Source organism: Pseudomonas sp. BW7P1 (assembly GCF_024981055.1).
GTDB lineage: Bacteria > Pseudomonadota > Gammaproteobacteria > Pseudomonadales > Pseudomonadaceae > Aquipseudomonas > Aquipseudomonas bananamidigenes.
The window spans coordinates 6,016,262-6,034,964 of sequence record NZ_CP103374.1 but is presented as its reverse complement, the minus strand read 5'-3'; the positions used below and the strand labels follow the sequence as shown (position 1 = coordinate 6,034,964).

The 18,703-nt window shown below is 62.6% G+C and carries 15 protein-coding genes; 10 read left to right on the top strand and 5 right to left on the bottom strand.

Annotated elements, in window-relative coordinates; genetic code table 11:
* Window positions 1-21: 21 nt before the first annotated feature.
* From pepP to gcvH, 7 genes are all read left to right on the top strand, one after another.
* Window positions 22-1,356 carry a Xaa-Pro aminopeptidase gene (gene pepP, locus NWV16_RS27315; RefSeq protein WP_260521447.1) on the top strand — a complete coding sequence of 445 codons (1,335 nt, stop codon included), beginning with the start codon at window positions 22-24 and terminating at the stop codon, window positions 1,354-1,356.
* The gene (gene ubiH / locus NWV16_RS27310) at window positions 1,353-2,540 is read left to right on the top strand and encodes a 2-octaprenyl-6-methoxyphenyl hydroxylase (RefSeq protein ID WP_260521446.1); all 1,188 of its coding nucleotides are present in this window, start codon (window positions 1,353-1,355) and stop codon (window positions 2,538-2,540) included. The genes pepP and ubiH overlap by 4 nt, the downstream gene beginning before the upstream one ends.
* A gap of 154 nt (window positions 2,541-2,694) precedes the next feature.
* On the top strand, window positions 2,695-3,912 hold the full coding sequence (locus NWV16_RS27305; protein ID WP_260523592.1) for a 2-octaprenyl-3-methyl-6-methoxy-1,4-benzoquinol hydroxylase: 1,218 nt from the start codon (window positions 2,695-2,697) through the stop codon (window positions 3,910-3,912).
* A gap of 107 nt (window positions 3,913-4,019) precedes the next feature.
* The gene (locus NWV16_RS27300) at window positions 4,020-5,024 is read left to right on the top strand and encodes an extracellular solute-binding protein (RefSeq protein ID WP_260521445.1); all 1,005 of its coding nucleotides are present in this window, start codon (window positions 4,020-4,022) and stop codon (window positions 5,022-5,024) included.
* A gap of 61 nt (window positions 5,025-5,085) precedes the next feature.
* Window positions 5,086-6,702, top strand: a complete 1,617-nt coding sequence (locus NWV16_RS27295) for an iron ABC transporter permease (protein ID WP_260521444.1) — start codon at window positions 5,086-5,088, stop codon at window positions 6,700-6,702.
* Window positions 6,703-6,857: 155 nt separating this feature from the next.
* Complete coding sequence (gcvT, locus tag NWV16_RS27290; protein ID WP_260521443.1) at window positions 6,858-7,940, top strand: glycine cleavage system aminomethyltransferase GcvT; 1,083 nt, start codon at window positions 6,858-6,860, stop codon at window positions 7,938-7,940.
* Between the two features lie 48 nt (window positions 7,941-7,988).
* Window positions 7,989-8,372 (top strand): glycine cleavage system protein GcvH, encoded by a 384-nt coding sequence (gene gcvH, locus NWV16_RS27285; RefSeq protein WP_065259911.1) that lies wholly within the window; start codon window positions 7,989-7,991, stop codon window positions 8,370-8,372.
* A 73-nt stretch (window positions 8,373-8,445) separates the two neighbouring features.
* Here the strand turns inward: gcvH and NWV16_RS27280 are convergent, their stop codons facing one another.
* Window positions 8,446-9,588 (bottom strand): DegT/DnrJ/EryC1/StrS aminotransferase family protein, encoded by a 1,143-nt coding sequence (locus NWV16_RS27280; RefSeq protein WP_260521442.1) that lies wholly within the window; start codon window positions 9,586-9,588, stop codon window positions 8,446-8,448.
* A gap of 156 nt (window positions 9,589-9,744) precedes the next feature.
* Between NWV16_RS27280 and gcvP the strand changes: the two genes are divergently transcribed.
* Entirely contained in the window at window positions 9,745-12,618 is a 2,874-nt protein-coding gene (gcvP, locus tag NWV16_RS27275; protein ID WP_260521441.1) for an aminomethyl-transferring glycine dehydrogenase, read from the top strand.
* Window positions 12,619-12,672: 54 nt separating this feature from the next.
* On the opposite strand, the gene NWV16_RS27270 is transcribed toward gcvP, so the two are convergent.
* The 3 genes from NWV16_RS27270 to NWV16_RS27260 all read right to left on the bottom strand — a co-directional run bounded on the left by NWV16_RS27270 (window position 12,673) and on the right by NWV16_RS27260 (window position 15,273).
* Window positions 12,673-12,990: a DUF2388 domain-containing protein gene (locus tag NWV16_RS27270; RefSeq protein ID WP_007951791.1), complete on the bottom strand. Its 318-nt coding sequence runs from the start codon at window positions 12,988-12,990 to the stop codon at window positions 12,673-12,675.
* A gap of 69 nt (window positions 12,991-13,059) precedes the next feature.
* A complete protein-coding gene (locus tag NWV16_RS27265; protein ID WP_260521440.1) occupies window positions 13,060-14,844 on the bottom strand; it encodes a GspE/PulE family protein in 1,785 nt (594 codons plus the stop codon).
* Window positions 14,845-14,934: 90 nt separating this feature from the next.
* Complete coding sequence (locus tag NWV16_RS27260) at window positions 14,935-15,273, bottom strand: hypothetical protein (protein WP_260521439.1); 339 nt, start codon at window positions 15,271-15,273, stop codon at window positions 14,935-14,937.
* Between the two features lie 126 nt (window positions 15,274-15,399).
* Between NWV16_RS27260 and NWV16_RS27255 the strand changes: the two genes are divergently transcribed.
* Window positions 15,400-15,870 (top strand): Lrp/AsnC family transcriptional regulator, encoded by a 471-nt coding sequence (locus tag NWV16_RS27255; RefSeq protein ID WP_065259907.1) that lies wholly within the window; start codon window positions 15,400-15,402, stop codon window positions 15,868-15,870.
* Window positions 15,871-15,924: 54 nt separating this feature from the next.
* Here NWV16_RS27255 and NWV16_RS27250 read toward each other — a convergent pair whose 3' ends face one another.
* Complete coding sequence (locus tag NWV16_RS27250) at window positions 15,925-17,295, bottom strand: inorganic triphosphatase (protein WP_260521438.1); 1,371 nt, start codon at window positions 17,293-17,295, stop codon at window positions 15,925-15,927.
* 155 nt (window positions 17,296-17,450) lie between these two features.
* Here NWV16_RS27250 and argE point away from each other — a divergent pair, with 155 nt between their 5' ends.
* The gene (argE, locus tag NWV16_RS27245) at window positions 17,451-18,599 is read left to right on the top strand and encodes an acetylornithine deacetylase (protein ID WP_260521437.1); all 1,149 of its coding nucleotides are present in this window, start codon (window positions 17,451-17,453) and stop codon (window positions 18,597-18,599) included.
* The last annotated feature ends 104 nt before the right edge of the window (window positions 18,600-18,703 follow it).

Genomic DNA, 18,703 nt, shown 5'->3' with positions numbered 1-18,703 from the left:
GCCAGGGAAAGCCGTCTGCCCATGATCCATATCCCGAAAGCGGAATACGCCCGGCGCCGCAAGGCGCTGATGGCGCAGATGGAACCCAACAGCATCGCGATCCTGCCTGCCGCCGCGGTCGCCATCCGCAACCGCGACGTCGAGCATGTCTATCGCCAGGACAGCGACTTCCAGTACCTCAGCGGTTTCCCCGAGCCACAGGCGGTCATTGTCCTGATGCCCGGTCGCGAGCACGGCGAGTACGTGCTGTTCTGCCGTGAACGCAACGCCGAGCGGGAACTCTGGGACGGCCTGCGCGCCGGCCAGGAAGGCGCGATCCGTGATTACGGCGCCGACGACGCTTTCCCCATCACAGACATCGACGACATCCTGCCGGGCCTGATTGAAGGCCGCGACCGGGTGTATTCGGCGATGGGCAGCAACCCGGAATTCGACCGCCACCTGATGGACTGGATCAACGTGATCCGCTCCAAGGCCCACCTCGGCGCCCAGCCGCCGAACGAATTCGTTGCCCTGGATCACCTGCTGCACGACATGCGCCTGTATAAATCGGCGGCAGAAGTGAAGGTGATGCGCGAAGCGGCGCGGATTTCCGCCCAGGCTCATATCCGTGCGATGCAGGCCAGTCGTGTCGGATTGTACGAGTACAGCCTGGAAGCCGAACTCGATTACGAATTCCGCAAGGGCGGGGCGAAGATGCCGGCCTACGGATCGATCGTCGCGTCGGGGCGTAACAGTTGCATCCTGCATTACCAGCAGAATGACGCGCAGCTCAAGGACGGCGATCTGGTATTGATCGACGCCGGTTGCGAGATCGACTGCTATGCCAGCGACATCACTCGCACCTGGCCTGTGAACGGCAAGTTCTCGGCCGAGCAGAAGGCGATCTACGAACTGGTATTGGCCGCGCAGGAAGCCGCCTTCGCCGAAATCGCCCCGAACAGGCACTGGAACCAGGCGCACGAAGCGACGGTTCGGGTCATTACCGCCGGATTGGTGAAACTGGGATTGTTGCAGGGCGAGGTGGATGAGTTGATCGCTTCGCAGGCCTACAAGGCGTTTTACATGCACCGCGCCGGCCACTGGCTGGGCATGGATGTGCATGATGTCGGTGAGTACAGGGTCGGTGGCGAATGGCGCGTGCTGGAGGTCGGCATGGCGCTGACCGTGGAACCGGGCATTTACATCGCTCCGGACAACCAGAATGTAGCGAAGAAATGGCGCGGCATTGGCGTGCGCATCGAGGACGACGTGGTAGTGACCAAAAGCGGTTGTGAAATCCTGACGGGTGGCGTGCCGAAAACCGTCGCCGAGATCGAAGCGCTGATGGCGCAGGCACGGACCGGTGCAGCATGAGTCGGGTCAATCTGGCAATCATCGGGGGTGGCCTGGTCGGCGCCAGTCTGGCGTTGGCGCTGCAGGCCGGGGCCAGGGCGCGTGGCTGGAAGATCGTGCTGATCGAACCGTTTGCTCCCGGCGACAGCTGGCAGCCAAGTTACGATGCCCGCTCCTCGGCGCTGTCTTTTGGTTCCCGACAGATTTATCAACGGCTGGGTGTGTGGCAGGAAATTTCCCGTCGCGCCGAGCCGATCAAGCAGATTCACGTGTCCGACCGTGGCCGTTTCTCCACCGCTCGATTGTCGGCGATGGAAGAGGGCGTGCCGGCGCTGGGCTATGTTGTGGAAAACGCCTGGCTCGGTCATTGCCTGTGGCAGCACGTCGACAAGGACGTGATCAGCTGGCGTTGCCCGGCGGAAGTCACTCGCATGGAGCCGCTGCCGGACGGCTATCGCCTGACCCTCAACGATGAGACCACTCTTGAGTGCGATCTGGCGGTACTCGCCGATGGCGGCCGCTCCGGTCTGCGCGAGCAACTGGGCATCAACGTGCGCAAGCGCCCTTACAACCAGAGCGCGCTGATCGCCAACATCACCCCGAGCGAAGCGCACAACGGCATGGCCTTCGAGCGCTTCACCGACGAAGGCCCGATGGCTTTGTTGCCGCTGCCGGAAAACCGCTGCGCGCTGGTCTGGACCCGTCTGGGCATGGACGCGCAACGTCTGGCGCAACTGAATGAACGCGACTTCCTCAGTGAGTTGCAAGGCGTGTTCGGTTACCGCCTCGGCACCCTGAAACAGGTCGGCGCGCGGCATCTGTATCCGCTGTCGCTGGTGGAGGCCGAAGAGCAGGTGCGCCCGCATCTGGCCGTGCTCGGCAACGCCGCCCACAGCCTGCACCCGATCGCCGGGCAGGGTTTCAACCTGTCCCTGCGCGATGCCGATGCACTGGCCGCCGCACTGCTGGCCAGCGACAAACCGCTGGGGGACTTCGCCACGTTGCAGGCCTATCGCGAGCGTCAGCGTCTGGATCAGGACCTCACCATAGGCTTCTCCGATCAGGTCACGCGGCTGTTCGGCAGTACCCAGCCACTGGTTTCGCTGGGGCGCAACATCGGTTTGCTGGGTCTCGATCTGCTGCCGCCGGCCAAACGCTGGTTCGCCCGTCAGGCCATGGGATTGGGGACCCGGCCGGATGCGTGAGCGGCTGATCGGACAGTCTGGCAAGGCACGGCCGATGCGCTGGATCATGAGTGTCTACTTGCCGTATTTCGATGTCGGTAATCCGATGGTGCAAATCGGTAAAACCCTTTACGTGCGGCTCAAGCCGCCAGCGAGACAGGTTTAAAGCATGGAAATGCGCGCGGATGTGCTGATTGTCGGAGCCGGAATGGTCGGCAGCGCCCTGGCGCTGGCGTTGCAGGACAGCGGGCTGGAAGTCCTGCTGCTCGATGGCAGCCCGCTGAGCGTCAAACCCTTCAATGGCGATGCGCCGTTCGAGCCACGAGTCAGCGCGCTGTCGGCAGCCAGCCAGCGGATTCTCGATCGCCTCGGCGTGTGGGACGGCATCGTCCACCGGCGCAGCAGTCCGTACACCGACATGCACGTCTGGGACGGCAGCGGCACCGGGCAGATCCACTTCTCGGCCAGCAGCGTGCACGCCGAGGTGCTCGGCCACATCGTCGAAAACCGCGTGGTGCAGGACGCCTTGCTCGACCGTTTGCACGATTGCGATCTGGGCCTGCTGGCCAATGCGCGGCTGGAGCAGATGCGTCGCTCCGGTGACGACTGGCTGCTGACCCTGGCCGATGGCCGCACCTTGCGTGCGCCACTGGTGATCGCGGCGGACGGCGCCAACTCCGCCGTGCGCCGTCTGACCGGTGTCGCCACCCGCGAATGGGATTATCTGCACCACGCTATCGTCACCAGCGTGCGCAGCAGCAAACCGCACCGCATGACCGCATGGCAGCGTTTCACCGATCACGGGCCGCTGGCGTTTTTGCCGCTGGAGCGGGACGGGCAGCAGGACTGGTGCTCGATCGTCTGGTCGACCACGCCGAGTGAGGCCGAACGGCTGATGGCGTTGGATGAAGCGGATTTCTGCCGTGAGCTGGAGCGCGCCTTCGAAGGCTGCCTCGGCGAGGTCGTCAGCGCCGACCCGCGGCTGTGTGTGCCGCTGCGTCAACGCCATGCCAAGCGCTATGTGGCCGAAGGCCTCGCGCTGATCGGCGACGCGGCGCACACCATCCACCCGTTGGCGGGGCAGGGGGTGAATCTCGGTTTCCTCGATGCCGCGGTGCTGGCCGAGGTGTTGCTGCAAGCCAACGAACGCGGCGAACGCTTGGCGGACGTGAAAGTCCTGAGCCGCTACGAGCGCCGGCGCATGCCGCACAACCTGGCGCTCATGGCGGCGATGGAAGGCTTCGAGCGATTGTTCCAGGCCGATCCGCTGCCGCTGCGCTGGTTGCGCAATACCGGGTTGAAAATCGTCGAGCAGATGCCCGAGGCCAAAGCGCTGTTCGTGCGTGAAGCGTTGGGGTTGACCGGGGACTTGCCGGCGCTCGCCAAGGCCTGACGAACGTCGTGCAACATCTGGTAACTCCTTGGGAAAGTGATCGATTGAGCTGGTAAATGTGAGTCCTTATCATTTGGGCCACTTTTTCCGACCGAGAGATCACTTCCATGTTGGCATCCAAGCGTCTTCTGACCGCCCTGGCCCTGACCCTGATCGGCAGCACCGCCGCCCAGGCCGCCGACGAGGTAGTGGTCTACTCCTCGCGCATCGATGAGCTGATCAAACCCGTGTTCGATGCCTACACCGCCAGGACCGGCGTGAAGATCAGGTTCATCACCGACAAGGAAGCGCCGCTGATGCAGCGCATCAAGGCCGAAGGCGAGAACGCCACCGCCGACCTGTTGCTGACCGTCGATGCCGGCAACCTGTGGCAGGCCGAGCAGATGGGCATTCTCCAACCCTTCACCTCGAAAACCATCGACGCCAACATTCCCCTGCAATATCGCTCCTCCAGCCATGCCTGGACCGGCCTTAGCCTGCGCGCGCGGACCATCGCCTATTCCACCGAGCGCGTGAAACCGGGCGAGCTGACCACCTACGAAGCGCTGGCCGACAAGAACTGGGAAGGTCGCCTGTGCCTGCGCACGGCGAAGAAGGTCTACAACCAGTCGCTGACCGCCACCCTGATCGAAGTCCACGGCGCCGAGAAAACCGAAAAGATCCTCAAGGGCTGGGTCAACAATCTGTCCACCGATGTGTTCTCCGACGACGTCGCGGTGCTCGAAGCGATCAATGCCGGCCAGTGTGATGTGGGCATCGTCAACACCTACTACTACGGTCGCCTGCACAAGCAAAAGCCGGATCTGCCGGTGAAACTGTTCTGGCCGAACCAGGCGGATCGCGGTGTGCACGTCAATCTGTCGGGCATCGGCCTGACCAGACATGCACCGCACCCGGAAGCGGCCAAGGCGCTGGTGGAGTGGATGACCACGCCTGAGGCGCAGAAGATCTTCGCTGACGTGAACCAGGAATTCCCGGCGAATCCGGCGGTCAAGCCTTCGGAAGAAGTAGCGGCATGGGGGCAGTTCGTGGCCGATACGCTGCCGGTCGAAGTGGCGGGCAAGCGTCAGGCTGAAGCGATCCGGATGATGGATCGGGCGGGCTGGAACTGACGCCACGTATTGAAGCCTGCCGATTCATGGCAGGCTTCGTCATTTTCTAGAGAGCGTTTCCTTGTCCCACCCCGCCCAACGCCGCTGGTACCCCATTGTCTTCGCCATCGCCGCGTTGGTGCTGCTGCCCCTCAGCGTCCTCTTGCTGTCGTGGCAGACCATCGACCAGCAGATCTGGTCGCACCTGTGGGAAACCCAGATGCCACGCCTGCTGGGCAACACCCTGACGCTGGTCCTCGGCGTCGGCATCGGCGTGACCCTGCTGGGCGTCAGCCTCGCCTGGCTTACCAGCCTCTGCGAATTCCCCGGTCGGCGCTGGCTCGACTGGGCGTTGATGCTGCCGTTTGCGATCCCGGCCTATGTATTGGCATTCGTCTTCGTCGGTCTGCTGGACTTCGCCGGTCCCGTGCAAAGCCTGCTGCGCGAATGGTTCGGAACCGGTCTGCGCCTGCCCCGGGTGCGCTCCACCGGCGGGGTGATTCTGGTGTTGGTGCTGGTGTTCTATCCCTATGTTTACCTGTTGGCGCGCACCGCGTTTCTTGCTCAGGGCAAAGGCTTGATGGAAGCGGCGCGGGTCCTCGGACAATCACCGTGGCAGGCGTTCCGGCGGGTGGCATTGCCGATGGCGCGACCGGCCATCGGCGCTGGCGTGGCGCTGGCATTGATGGAAACCCTGGCGGATTTCGGCGCGGTGTCGGTGTTCAACTTCGACACCTTCACCACCGCGATCTACAAGACCTGGTATGGCTTCTTCAGCCTGTCGAGCGCTGCGCAACTGGCCAGCCTGTTGTTGCTGGTGGTGATGCTGGTGCTGTACGGCGAACGTCGCGCCCGTGGCGCCAATCGGGCGAGCAACGAGCGACCGCGGGTCAAGGCGCTGTATCACCTGCGCGGGGCCAGGGCCTGGGCAGCGACCGGGTGGTGCGGTCTGGTGTTCGCCTGTGCGTTTGTCATTCCGGTGCTGCAACTGCTGGTGTGGTTCTGGCAGCGCGGGCGTTTCGATCTGGATGAGCGTTACGCCGGGCTGATTCTGCACACCTTGTATCTGGGCGGCATGGCGGCGCTGATTACCGTCAGCGTGGCGATGTTGCTGGCGTTCGCCCGGCGTCTGGCACCGGCGCCGGCCATCCGCTCCGGCGTCAGTCTGGCCAATCTCGGCTACGCGTTGCCGGGCTCGGTGCTGGCGGTGTCGATCATGCTGGCGTTCAGTTATCTGGATCGGGAGCTGGTGATTCCGCTTTCAGGCTGGCTCGGCGGTGCGGGCAAACCGCTGCTGCTGGGCAGTCTGGCGGCGTTGCTGATGGCGTATCTGGTGCGCTTCGTGGCGGTGGCTTACGGGCCGCTGGAAAGCAGTCTGGCGCGTATACGGCCCTCTTTGCCCGAAGCGGCACGTAGCCTGGGTGTCAGTGGGCCGCGACTGTTTTTCAAAGTGTATCTGCCGTTGCTGTTGCCCGGCACGCTCAGCGCTGCGCTGCTGGTGTTCGTCGATGTGCTCAAGGAAATGCCGGCGACCCTGCTGATGCGCCCGTTTGGCTGGGACACGCTGGCGGTGCGCATCTTCGAGATGACCAGCGAAGGCGAATGGGCGCGGGCATCGTTGCCGGCGCTGACGCTGGTGCTGGTCGGTTTGTTGCCGGTCATTGGACTGATCCGTCGTTCGGCCCACAGAAACACTTAGTAGTGAGACCCGAAGCATGCGGCTACAATGCGCGGCATTCGGTGCGGTCCGTCTGACAGACCTTGTCGCTGAAGTCGGCTGAGGGCCTTCCTTGCGGGGTTTTCAAACCGTGCAGCAGCGCTCCGCACCTTCGCCACGCCCGGAAGGAGAAACCCATGGGACAGCGTACGCCTCTGTATGACCTGCATCTCGCCCTTGGCGCGAAGATGGTCGATTTTGGCGGTTGGGACATGCCACTGCATTACGGCTCGCAGGTCGAGGAGCACCACGAGGTGCGACGCGATTGCGGGGTGTTCGATGTTTCCCACATGACCGTGATCGATGTCACGGGCCAACAGGCCAGGGCCTGGCTCCGGCACTTGCTGGCCAACGACGTCGAACGCCTGCACAGCCCGGGCCGGGCGTTGTACAGCACGATGCTCAATGAGCGCGGCGGCATTGTCGATGACATGATCGTCTATCGCCTCGATGACGGTTACCGGCTGGTGGTTAACGCTTCGACTCGCGATCAGGATCTGGCCTGGATGCAGGCGCAACTTGTCGGCTTCGATGTGCAGCTGCGCGAACGCAACGATCTGGCGATGCTCGCCATTCAAGGCCCTCATGCCCGGCAGAAGATTGCCGAACTGGTGACCCAGTCCCGCGCCAGTCTGATCCAGATGCTCAAGCCATTCGAAGGCCAGGTCGACGGCGACTGGTTCATTGCCCGTACCGGTTACACCGGCGAAGACGGGCTGGAAATCGCCCTGCCGGCCGATCAGGCCCCCGGATTTTTCAACGACCTGGTAGGCGCCGGCATTTCTCCCATCGGTCTTGGTGCCCGCGACACGTTGCGGGTGGAAGCCGGCATGAATCTCTACGGTCAGGATATTCATCAAGACGTTTCGCCGCTGGCCTCGAACATGGCCTGGAGCATCGCCTGGGAGCCGGCCACGCGCCGGTTCATCGGTCGTGATGCGCTGGAAGCGGAAAAAACCGCTGGCGTGCAGCACAAACTGGTGGGCCTGGTGCTCGAGGAACGCGGGGTTTTGCGTGCGCATCAGGTGGTTCGTATCGCTGATGTTGGCGAAGGAGAGATCACCAGTGGTAGTTTCTCTCCTACGCTTAGCAAGTCGATTGCCCTGGCGCGCGTACCGATGGCGACAGCCGACCGCGCCGAAGTGGAAATCCGTGGCAAGTGGTATCCGGTACGAGTGGTCAAACCGACCTTCGTCCGCCACGGCAAAACCTTGATCTAACCTTTCCCGGCGGGTACGACCGCTGACAATTTCTTGAGGACACCGAGCATGAGCAATATCCCCGCCGACCTGCGTTTTGCCGAAAGTCATGAATGGGCGCGCCTGGAAGCCGACGGCACCGTCACCGTGGGCATCAGCGATCACGCACAGCAAGCGCTGGGCGACGTGGTGTTCGTCGAGCTGACTGAAGTCGGCAAGGTGTTTGCTGCCGGTGATGCGGCGGGTGTTGTGGAATCGGTCAAGGCCGCTTCCGACATCTACGCCCCGGTCGGCGGCGAAGTGATCGCGGTCAACGAGGAACTGGCGGATTCACCGGAACTGCTGAACGAAGAACCGTATGAGTCGTGGATCTTCAAGCTCAAGCCAAGCGACAAGTCCGAGCTGGACAAGCTGCTCGACGCCGATGCCTACAGGAAATCCATCGGCGAATAAGTTTCACGCAGCACCGCAAAGCCCCGATCCGTCGGGGCTTTTTTCTGAACACAGCCTTTTTATCGGGGATGGCTCAGGCGTTGCCCAGCACCGCTTTGACCGCCGCCACCGAGCGCTCGACATCGGCTTTGGTCATCGCGGTGAACATCGGCAACGACACGATCAGCCGTCCGACCCGCTCGGCCACCGGCAACATGCCCTCCTTGAAACCGCGCTCACGGTACAGGCTCAGCAAGTGGATCGGCGGATAGTGATATCCGATGCCGATACCCAGCGCCTGCATCTGCTCCATGAACGTGGCCCGCGCCGGCAAGCCGTCCTTGCGCTCCGGCAATACCAGCTGGAACAGGTGCCAGTTACTGTTGGTGAAATCGGCCGGCGGCAGTTGCGCGCCGTATGTGGCTTCGAAGTCGTCGCCAAAGCACTTGAAGTAATGACGCGCCAGTTCCTGACGATGGGCAGTGAGGGCTTCGATGTGGGCGAACTGGCCGAGGCCGATGGTCGCTGCGACGTCGGTCATGTTGAATTTTCCGCCGAGTACATCGACATCCAGACCGTCGAAGCCAGTGCGGGTGACGCCTTGCAGGCGATATTTCTCCGCCAGACGTGCTTCCTCGGGCGTGTTCAGCACCAGGCAACCACCTTCGGAGCAGGTCACGTTCTTGTTGGCCTGGAAGCTGAACGACACGAAGTCGCCGCTGGCACCGATGCGCTGGCCGTTCCAGCTCGAACCGAGGGCCTGGGCGGCGTCTTCGACGATGCGCAGGTTGTGATTTTTGGCGATGGCGTACAGGCGCTCCATGTCCACCGGCAGCCCGGCGAGGTAGACCGGGATGACCGCTTTGGTGCGCGGCGTGATGGCCGCTTCCAGTTTATCCAGGTCGATGTTGCGCGTGACCGGGTCGATGTCGGCGAACACCGGGGTGGCGCCCACTTCAAGAATCACGTTGGCGGTGGCGACCCAGGAGATCGGCGTGGTGATCACTTCGTCACCCGGTCCGATGCCGGCGATGCGCAGGGCGATTTCCATGGTGCAGGTGCCGGAGTTGAAGGTGCGCACCGGGCGCCCGCCGAAATACTCCGACAGTTGCGCTTCGAAGGCCTGGACCTTCGGCCCGCTGGTGATCCAGCCGGAACGCAGGACGTCGCCGACGGCGGCGATGGTGGCTTCGTCGATAACAGGTTTGGAAAACGGCAGAAACGGCAGTTGGCTCATGAGGACTCGATCATCCAAGGGTTGGGCACGTGTTGCTGGTGCCACAGCATGCCCCGTTCGATCACCCGCCGCCAAGCCGTCCGCGACGGCATCGACTGCTATGCTGGTTTGACCGTGTTGCATTGACGCCGAGCGCCAGCCAGGAGAGAGCCCGTCATGTCCCAGTTGCCGTCCTTGAGCCAGTTACGCGACCCCCATGCCTTCCTGCGCCGGCACCTCGGCCCCGATGCCGCCGAACAGCAGGCCATGCTCGACAGCCTGGGCCTGGGCAGCCGGATCGAACTGATCGAGCAGACCGTTCCGCCCGCGATCCGACTCAATCGTGAGCTTGACCTGCCGCCCGCGCTGGACGAACAGGCTGCGCTGGCAAAACTGCGCGGGTACGCCGAACAGAATCAGGTCTGGACCAGCCTGATCGGCATGGGCTATCACGGCACTCTCACGCCGACGGTCATTCTGCGCAATGTGCTGGAAAATCCCGGCTGGTACACCGCCTACACGCCGTATCAACCGGAGATCGCCCAGGGCCGGCTCGAAGCGTTGCTCAATTTCCAGCAACTGACCATCGACCTCACCGGTCTGGAGCTGGCCAATGCTTCGCTGCTCGATGAGGCCACCGCAGCTGCCGAAGCCATGGCGCTGGCCAAGCGTGTGGCGAAGTCGAAGAGCAATCTGTTTTTCGTCGATGAAAACTGTCATCCACAAACCCTTTCCGTAGTCCGGACTCGCGCCGAAGGCTTCGGTTTCGAGCTGATCGTCGACGCTGTGGATAACTTGAAGCAACATCAGGTGTTCGGCGCACTGCTGCAATACCCAGACACCCACGGCGAGGTCCGCGATCTGCGTCCGTTGATCGATCATCTGCACGCGCAACAGGCGCTGGCTTGCGTGGCAGCCGATCTGCTGAGTCTGTTGTTGCTGACGCCGCCGGGTGAACTGGGCGCCGATGTGGTGTTCGGCTCATCCCAGCGCTTTGGTGTGCCGATGGGGTACGGCGGGCCGCATGCGGCGTTTTTCGCCAGTCGCGAGGAATACAAACGGGCGATTCCCGGGCGCATCATCGGTGTCTCTAAAGACGCGCGGGGCAACGTGGCGTTGCGCATGGCCCTGCAGACCCGCGAGCAGCACATTCGCCGGGAGAAGGCCAATTCGAACATCTGCACCGCTCAAGTGCTGTTGGCCAACATCGCCGGTTTCTACGCGGTGTATCACGGTCCGGAAGGGCTGAAACGTATTGCCCAGCGAGTCCATCGGCTGACCTGCATCCTCGCTGCCGGCCTCGAGCGTCACGGTATCAAACGCATCAACCAGCAGTTTTTCGACACGCTGACCCTGGACGTCGGCGGCGCGCAGACCGCGATCATCGAAAGCGCTCAGGCTGCGCAGATCAACCTGCGCATTCTCGGTCGCGGTCACCTGGGTCTGAGTCTGGATGAAACCTGTGACGAGCGCACCGTCGGCAAACTGTTCGATGTGCTGTTGGGTGTCGATCATGGGCTCAACGTCGAAGAACTCGATGCCGAAGCGCTGGTTTGCGGAATTCCCGAGAACCTGCAACGCAACTCGCCGTATCTGCGCCACCCGGTGTTCAACGCCCATCACAGCGAAACCGAGATGCTGCGTTACCTGAAGCAGTTGGAGAACAAGGATCTGGCGCTCAACCAGTCGATGATCCCGTTGGGCTCCTGCACCATGAAACTCAACGCCACCAGCGAAATGATCCCGATCACCTGGCCGCAGTTCGCCAATCTGCACCCGTTCGTGCCCCGGGAGCAGGCGGTCGGTTACACGCTGATGATCGAAGAGCTGGAGCGCTGGCTGTGTGCGATCACCGGGTTCGACGCGATCTGCATGCAGCCCAATTCCGGGGCTCAGGGCGAGTACGCCGGGTTGCTGGCCATCCGCAAATACCACGAAAGCCGTCAGCAGGGCGGGCGCGACATCTGCCTGATTCCGTCCTCGGCCCATGGCACCAACCCGGCCTCGGCGCAGATGGCCGGGATGCGGGTGGTGATCGTCGAGTGCGACGAGGCGGGCAACGTCGATCTGGAGGATTTGAAGGCCAAGGCTGCCGAGGCGGGTGACAAATTGTCGTGCCTGATGGCGACCTATCCGTCGACCCACGGTGTTTACGAGGAAGGCATCAGCGAAATCTGCGACGTTATCCACAGGCACGGCGGTCAGGTGTACATGGATGGCGCCAACCTCAATGCCCAGGTCGGGCTGGCGCGGCCGGCAGATATCGGCGCCGATGTGTCGCACATGAACCTGCACAAGACCTTTTGCATACCCCACGGTGGCGGCGGTCCGGGCATGGGGCCGATTGGCGTGCGTGCGCATCTGGCGCCATTCGTCGCCAATCATCCGGTGGTGCCGATCGACGGGCCGCAACCGCAGAACAGCGCGGTGAGCGCAGCACCCTGGGGCAGTGCGAGCATTTTGCCGATCAGCTGGATGTACATCGCCATGATGGGGCCGCAACTGGCGGACGCCAGCGAAGTGGCGATTCTCGCGGCGAATTACCTGGCGCAGCATTTGTCCGGTGCCTTTCCCGTGCTCTACACCGGGCGCAATGATCGGGTGGCCCATGAATGCATTCTCGACCTGCGACCCCTGAAAGCGCAGACCGGCATCAGTGAGGAAGACGTCGCCAAGCGCCTGATGGATTACGGCTTCCACGCGCCGACCATGTCGTTCCCGGTGCCGGGCACGCTGATGGTCGAGCCGACCGAGAGTGAGTCCAAGGCTGAACTTGACCGCTTCATCGGCGCGATGCTGAGCATCCGTGCGGAAATCACCGAAGTGCAGAACGGCAACTGGCCGGCCGAGGACAACCCGCTCAAGCGGGCGCCCCATACGCTGGCCGATGTCACCGGCGTCTGGGAGCGGCCTTACAGCATCGAGCAGGGCATCACGCCGGATGCGCACACCAGGGCGCACAAGTACTGGCCGGCGGTGAATCGGGTGGACAACGTCTATGGCGACCGCAACCTGTTCTGCGCCTGTGTGCCGGTGGACGATTACCGCTGATCGGCGGGCAAAAAAATGCCGCTCGTGTGAGCGGCATTTTTGTGGGCGACAGGTTTATTCCGAAGCTACGGCGTTCTTCGCCAGGATCGCGTTCGCCAGTTCCATGTCCGTGGCCTGCAAGCCAGGGTTGTCGGCGCGGACTTTCTGCATGGCGGCTTCCAGGTACGGGCCACGGATACCGCCATCGCTGGCGACGAAACTGCCGGCGTCGTCCTGGGCGGCGACGATCAGCTTGTGATCCTTGAAGGTCAGGTACGTCGAGCCGGTGGTGGCGCCGGATGAAATGACGTTACGCCAAAAGCTGTCGGCCATTGCCGAACCGACGGGCAGAGACAGCAGGGCGAGGGTGGCGACAGCAAGTTTGAGACGCATGAGGGGTGACTCCACTGGTGTTGAATAACGGGTTGGATCGCCATTTCGTCGATCCGGTTCCGTGCCGGATTACTTCTGCTCGCTCTGCGGTGTCACCCGCAGCACCTCCTCGATGGTCGTCACCCCCGCCGCGACTTTTTGCGCACCGGACAGTCGCAGGCTGCGCATGCCTTCCTTGAAGGCCTGACGCCGAAGCGCGGTCAGATCGGTATCCGGGCTGATCATCGCCTTGAGGCTGTCGGTCAGTTGCATGATTTCGTAGACGCCGGCGCGCCCGTGATAACCGGTATCGCGGCACTCCAGGCAACCGATGGCCCGTTGTGCGTTGCCCGGCAGCGGTGCCTGCCATGGCCGGGTCAGGGTTTGCCAGTCCTCTTCGGCGACCGGCAGCGGCGCCTTGCAGTGCGGACACAGCGTGCGCACCAGGCGCTGGGCCATGACGCCAAGCACCGTGGCCTTGATCAGGTAATGCGGCACGCCGAGTTCCAGCAGGCGGCTGATGGCGCTCGGCGCGTCGTTGGTGTGCAGGGTCGAGAGTACCAGGTGTCCGGTCAATGCGGCCTGGATCGCCATTTCGGCGGTTTCCAGGTCACGGATCTCGCCGATCATGATGATGTCCGGGTCTTGCCGCATCAGTGCCCGTACGCCGGAGGCGAAGGTCAGGTCGATGTTGTGCTGGACCTGCATCTGGTTGAAGGCCGGCTCGACCATCTCGATCGGGTCCTCGATGGTGCAAAGGTTGACCTCCGCGGTCGCCAGTTTTTTCAGGGTCGTGTACAGCGTGGTGGTCTTGCCCGAACCGGTCGGGCCGGTCACCAGAATGATGCCGTTGGGCTGGCGGGTCATGTCCTGCCAGCGGCGCAGGTCGTCGGCGGAAAACCCGAGCTGGTCGAAATCCTTGAGCAGTACTTCCGGGTCGAAGATCCGCATCACCATTTTTTCGCCGAAGGCGGTGGGCAGGGTCGACAGGCGCAGTTCCACTTCACCGCCGTCCGGCGTCTTGGTCTTGACCCGGCCGTCCTGGGGTTTGCGCTTTTCGGCGACATTCATCCGACCGAGGCTTTTCAGGCGGCTGACGATGGCCATCGTCACCTGTGGCGGAAACTGATAGACGTTGTGCAGCACACCGTCGATGCGAAAGCGCACCGTGCCTTGCTCGCGCCGTGGCTCGATGTGGATATCGCTGGCCCGTTGCTGGAAGGCGTACTGGAACAGCCAGTCGACGATGTTGACGATGTGCGCGTCGTTGGCGTCCGGCTCCTGATCGCTGGCGCCGAGGTTGAGCAGTTGTTCGAAGTTACCGAGGTTGCTGCCCGGCTGGTCAGCGTTGCTGGCGCCGCTGACCGACTTGGCGAGGCGAAAGAACTCGACGCTGAAGCGCTGGATGTCCGCCGGGTTGGCCACCACCCGTTTGACCGGCAGTTTCAGGACGTGGGTCAGATCGGCTTCCCAGCCCGTGACATAAGGCTGGGCGCTGGCGACGGTCACCGCATCGCGGTCGACCGACACCGCAAGAATCTTGTGGCGCTGGGCGAAGGCGTAGGACATCAGCGGCGTGACGGCGGCGACGTTGATCTTCAGCGGATCGATCCGCAGGTATGGCTGGCCGGCCTGCTGGGCCAGCCACAGGGTCAGGCTTTCGAGGTCCAGGTGTTTGCCCGGACGGCTGAGGTCGTCGAGCTGCTGGCCGGCGATGAACTCCAGCGGATGCATCTGACCGAGGGTCGCCTGCCGACGACGGGCGTTCAGCGCGTGTTCGGCGGAGTCCTGGCTGATGAAGCCCTGAGCGACCAGTTCACGCAATACATCATTGAGATCCAGCCAGCGGTCCTGAGTGGCAAGTTGAACGGACATGCGGGCTCCTTTTGAACGACAGTCCGCAAAGGATAGTCGCGGCCCCGCCGACCGTTGGGCCACTACCCGACGAAGGCGTTTCTGCTTTTTTCAGCCGGCCGCCTGAGTCGGCGCACCCCACGCCGCATCGGGGTTTTGCAGATTCACCGAACACACGCTGATCAGGTTACGAAGTTTTTCCGCGATCACCCCGGCGCGATGCCAGCTCAGGCCACCCATGATGATGTCGATGGACAGCAGGTCGTCCAGACGCTGGACATTGACCTGTTCCGGGGTGAGGAACTGCAGGGCGAACAGATTCAGGACCCGCACCAGCAAATCCGGTTCGGCCTCGGCCAGTATCTGGTACTGCGCAAGGCAATGAGCGTTGCTGACGTTCCACACATCGGTACGGGGCGCCGGGGTGTTGACGGCTTCAAGGTGCGGCATGACAGATCTCCGGAATGAGTGCAGAAATTTTTACATTCGAGACCGGGCATTTCTTGTCTAAGATGAGCTGATCTGGCGGCCGTAATGAATAGCCAGTTCACCAAATACTTTTTTTGAGGATTGTTTATGCAAAGCGAGCTGGACAGCTACGACCGACGCATTCTCGCCTTGCTGCAAGAGGACGCTTCCCTGTCCAGCGCACAGATCGCCGAGCAGGTGGGCCTGTCGCAGTCGCCGTGTTGGCGACGGATTCAACGGATGAAGGAGGAGGGGATCATTCGGGGTCAGGTGACCTTGCTCGATCGCAAGAAAATCGGCCTGAACACGCAGATCTTCGCCGAAATCAAACTCAACGCCCACGGTCGTTCGAACTTCACCGAATTCACCGAGGCGATTCGCGGCTTTCCCGAAGTGCTGGAGTGTTATGTGCTGATGGGAGCGGTGGATTTCATGTTGCGCATCGTCGCGGCGGACATCGAGGCGTATGAGCGGTTCTTCTTCGAAAAGCTGTCACTGGTGCCGGGAATTCAGGAAGTGAACTCGATTGTGGCGTTGTCGGAGATCAAGTCGACGACGAGTTTGCCGGTATTGCGCTGAATGCCTTTGTGGCGAGGGAGCAAGCGCCCTCGCCACAGTTTCTGTTGTCGGGGATTACAGGCGCAGCAGCGTTTTCCAGGCACGATTCTGATAAACCGCAATCGCCTGATGCTTGCGCGCATCGAGCAGTTCATCGGTGATGGTCGGCTCGTTGGCCAGTTGCGCCAGTTTGTTCAGCTCACCGTACAGCCGGTCCATTTCCGGGATCTCCAGCACGTTGCGCGCGTGGTGCAGCCAGACCTGGATGCGTTCGATGCGCGGCAGTTGCTCGGCCAGATCTTCCGGTTGCTGCTGATAACGCTGCAATTGCAGCGAAGTGGCTTCTTCGCCCAGCAGGCGCGGCAGCCAGCTTTGCAACTGCGCGGCACCCTGGCGATTGCCACGCGTGTTGCGGTCGGCAGCCCAGGTGCGGGCCAGCAACCAGCGAGACGCGTTCAGCGAGAACAGGCCCCAGCGCGGGTCTTCCAGTTCTTCGAGAAATTGCTCCGGTGCGGCTTTGCGCACGTCTTCGTCTTCAAGACCCACCTGTACCAGCGGACGCCAGTCTTCCAGCAACGCATCCAGTGCCACACGCAGATCGTGGGTCGACTGACGCGGTGCGGCCTGGCCGAGGCTGCTGAGCAGGGCGCGCATTTCAGCGAGGTTCTCGACCCAGTCCTGCAGCAGGCGCCAGTGGCCGTTGAAACGATACTGTTCGGCCAGACGCTGGCTGCTGCCGAGCAAGTGCCAGCTCAGGGCGGCGAAAGCGTCGTCCAGCGGGGTTTCGGCGGTGATGGCCGGCGCCGGCAGGCTCAGCGAATAGCTGTTGGCGTCGTACAGACGATAGCCGCGCTCGGCCTTGCTGATATCACACGGCATCAGGGCCAGGGTTTCGGCCAGTTCGGCGGCCAGCTCCAGCAGCGCGGCAGGTTCGCCCTCGCGCAGTTCCAGTTCCAGCTCGCAGATTTCTTCTTTCTGTTTGCCGACCACCACGTGGCCCAGGTCCAGCGCAGCTTCGATGACCACTTTGGTCTTGCCGCGCCCCCAGGCGATTTCGGCACGCTCGCGGACGAAGTCGGTGGTGAAGATGGGTTTCAGGGTTTTCTTGTCCAGGTCGGCAAGGGACGCGGGCCAGCATTCGCCGTCGAGTTTCTTCACATCGAGTTTGGCTTTGGGCAGGTGCCAGTCGTACTCGTTACGCTCGGACAGACCGGCAACGCTCTGACCGCGGGTCTTGAGGGTCTGGATCACTTCTTCGCCGTCCTTGCGCAGGCGCAGGGCGACTTTGGCTCGGGCCAGGTCGCGTTCGGGCGTGTCGAAGTACTGATTCATCAACTCACGGCGTTCCCAGCCACTTTTGTTGCGTTTTTTCAGGAGAGGGTGCTCGCGCAGGGCGGCGAGGGTTTCGCGGCTGACGCGGAGTTTGATTTCGGTTTCTTTCTGCATGGCCGGAAAATCCAGGATCGGGAGCGCAGCCGGGGAATGTGTGGCTGCCAAGGCCGTGCAGTGTACAGGACTGAACCTTCCTACGCCTTGTGGCGGTTTATTCCTGTCGCCGGATGGTTCTATGATGGACTTCAATCCGGGAGTTGGAGTCAGCGATGCCTTTGCCATCCATGCAGGACCAGTTCGCTGCACTGATCGCCGTGCCGTCGGTCAGTTGCACCCAACCGAATCTGGATCAATCCAACCGGCCGGTGATCGATCTGCTCGCCGGATGGCTCGGCGACCTGGGTTTTGGCTGCGATATCCGGCAGGTCAGCCCCGGCAAGTTCAACCTGCTCGCCAGCTTTGGCAGCGGCCCCGGCGGGCTGGTGCTGGCCGGGCACAGCGACACGGTGCCTTACGACGATGCGCTGTGGAAAACCGACCCGCTGAAACTCACTGAAGTCGACGGCCGCTGGGTCGGCCTCGGCAGTTGCGACATGAAAGGCTTCTTCGCCCTGATCATCGAAGCCGTGCAGCCGTTGCTCGACCAGCCGTTCAAACAGCCGTTGCTGATTCTCGCCACCTGCGATGAAGAAAGTTCGATGTCCGGCGCCCGGGCGCTGGCCGAAGCCGGGCAACCGCTGGGTCGGGCAGCGGTGATCGGTGAGCCGACCGGGCTCAAGCCGATTCGCATGCACAAGGGCATCATGATGGAACGCATCGATATCCTCGGGCAGAGCGGCCATTCGTCGGATCCGCGCCTGGGGCACAGCGCCCTCGAAGCCATGCACGATGCCATCGGCGAGCTGCGCGGCCTGCGCCTGCTGTGGCAGCGGGAATTCAACAACCCGCAGTTCAGCGTGCCGCAGCCGACCATGAACTTCGGCTGCATCCATGGTGGCGACAATCCCAACCGCATCTGCGGCCAGTGTTCGCTGGAGTTCGATCTGCGACCGCTGCCGGGCATGGACCCGAAAGTGCTGCGGGCCGAGATCCTGCGCAAGCTCAATCCGGTCGCCGAACGGCATCGGGTGAAGATCGATTACGCGCCGTTATTCCCTGAAGTGCCGCCGTTCGAGCAGTCCGAGGACGCCGAACTGGTGCGAATGGCCGAAAAACTCACCGGCCACTCGGCCGAAGCGGTAGCGTTCGGCACCGAAGCGCCTTATCTTCAGCGCCTTGGTTGCGAAACCATCGTACTCGGCCCCGGCGACATCGCCTGTGCTCACCAGCCGGACGAGTACCTTGAAATGTCACGTTTGCAGCCTACCGTGCATCTATTACGGCGGTTGATCGAACATTACTGTCTCAAAGCTGTATAAATTGCCGTCCTGCCAACCCGTATTCATGAGGAGAGCGCGCGTGTCGCCAAGCCTGTTCCGACGATAACCATCAGCCCGCTGTGCGTTTTCCGTTTCGCCCCTTT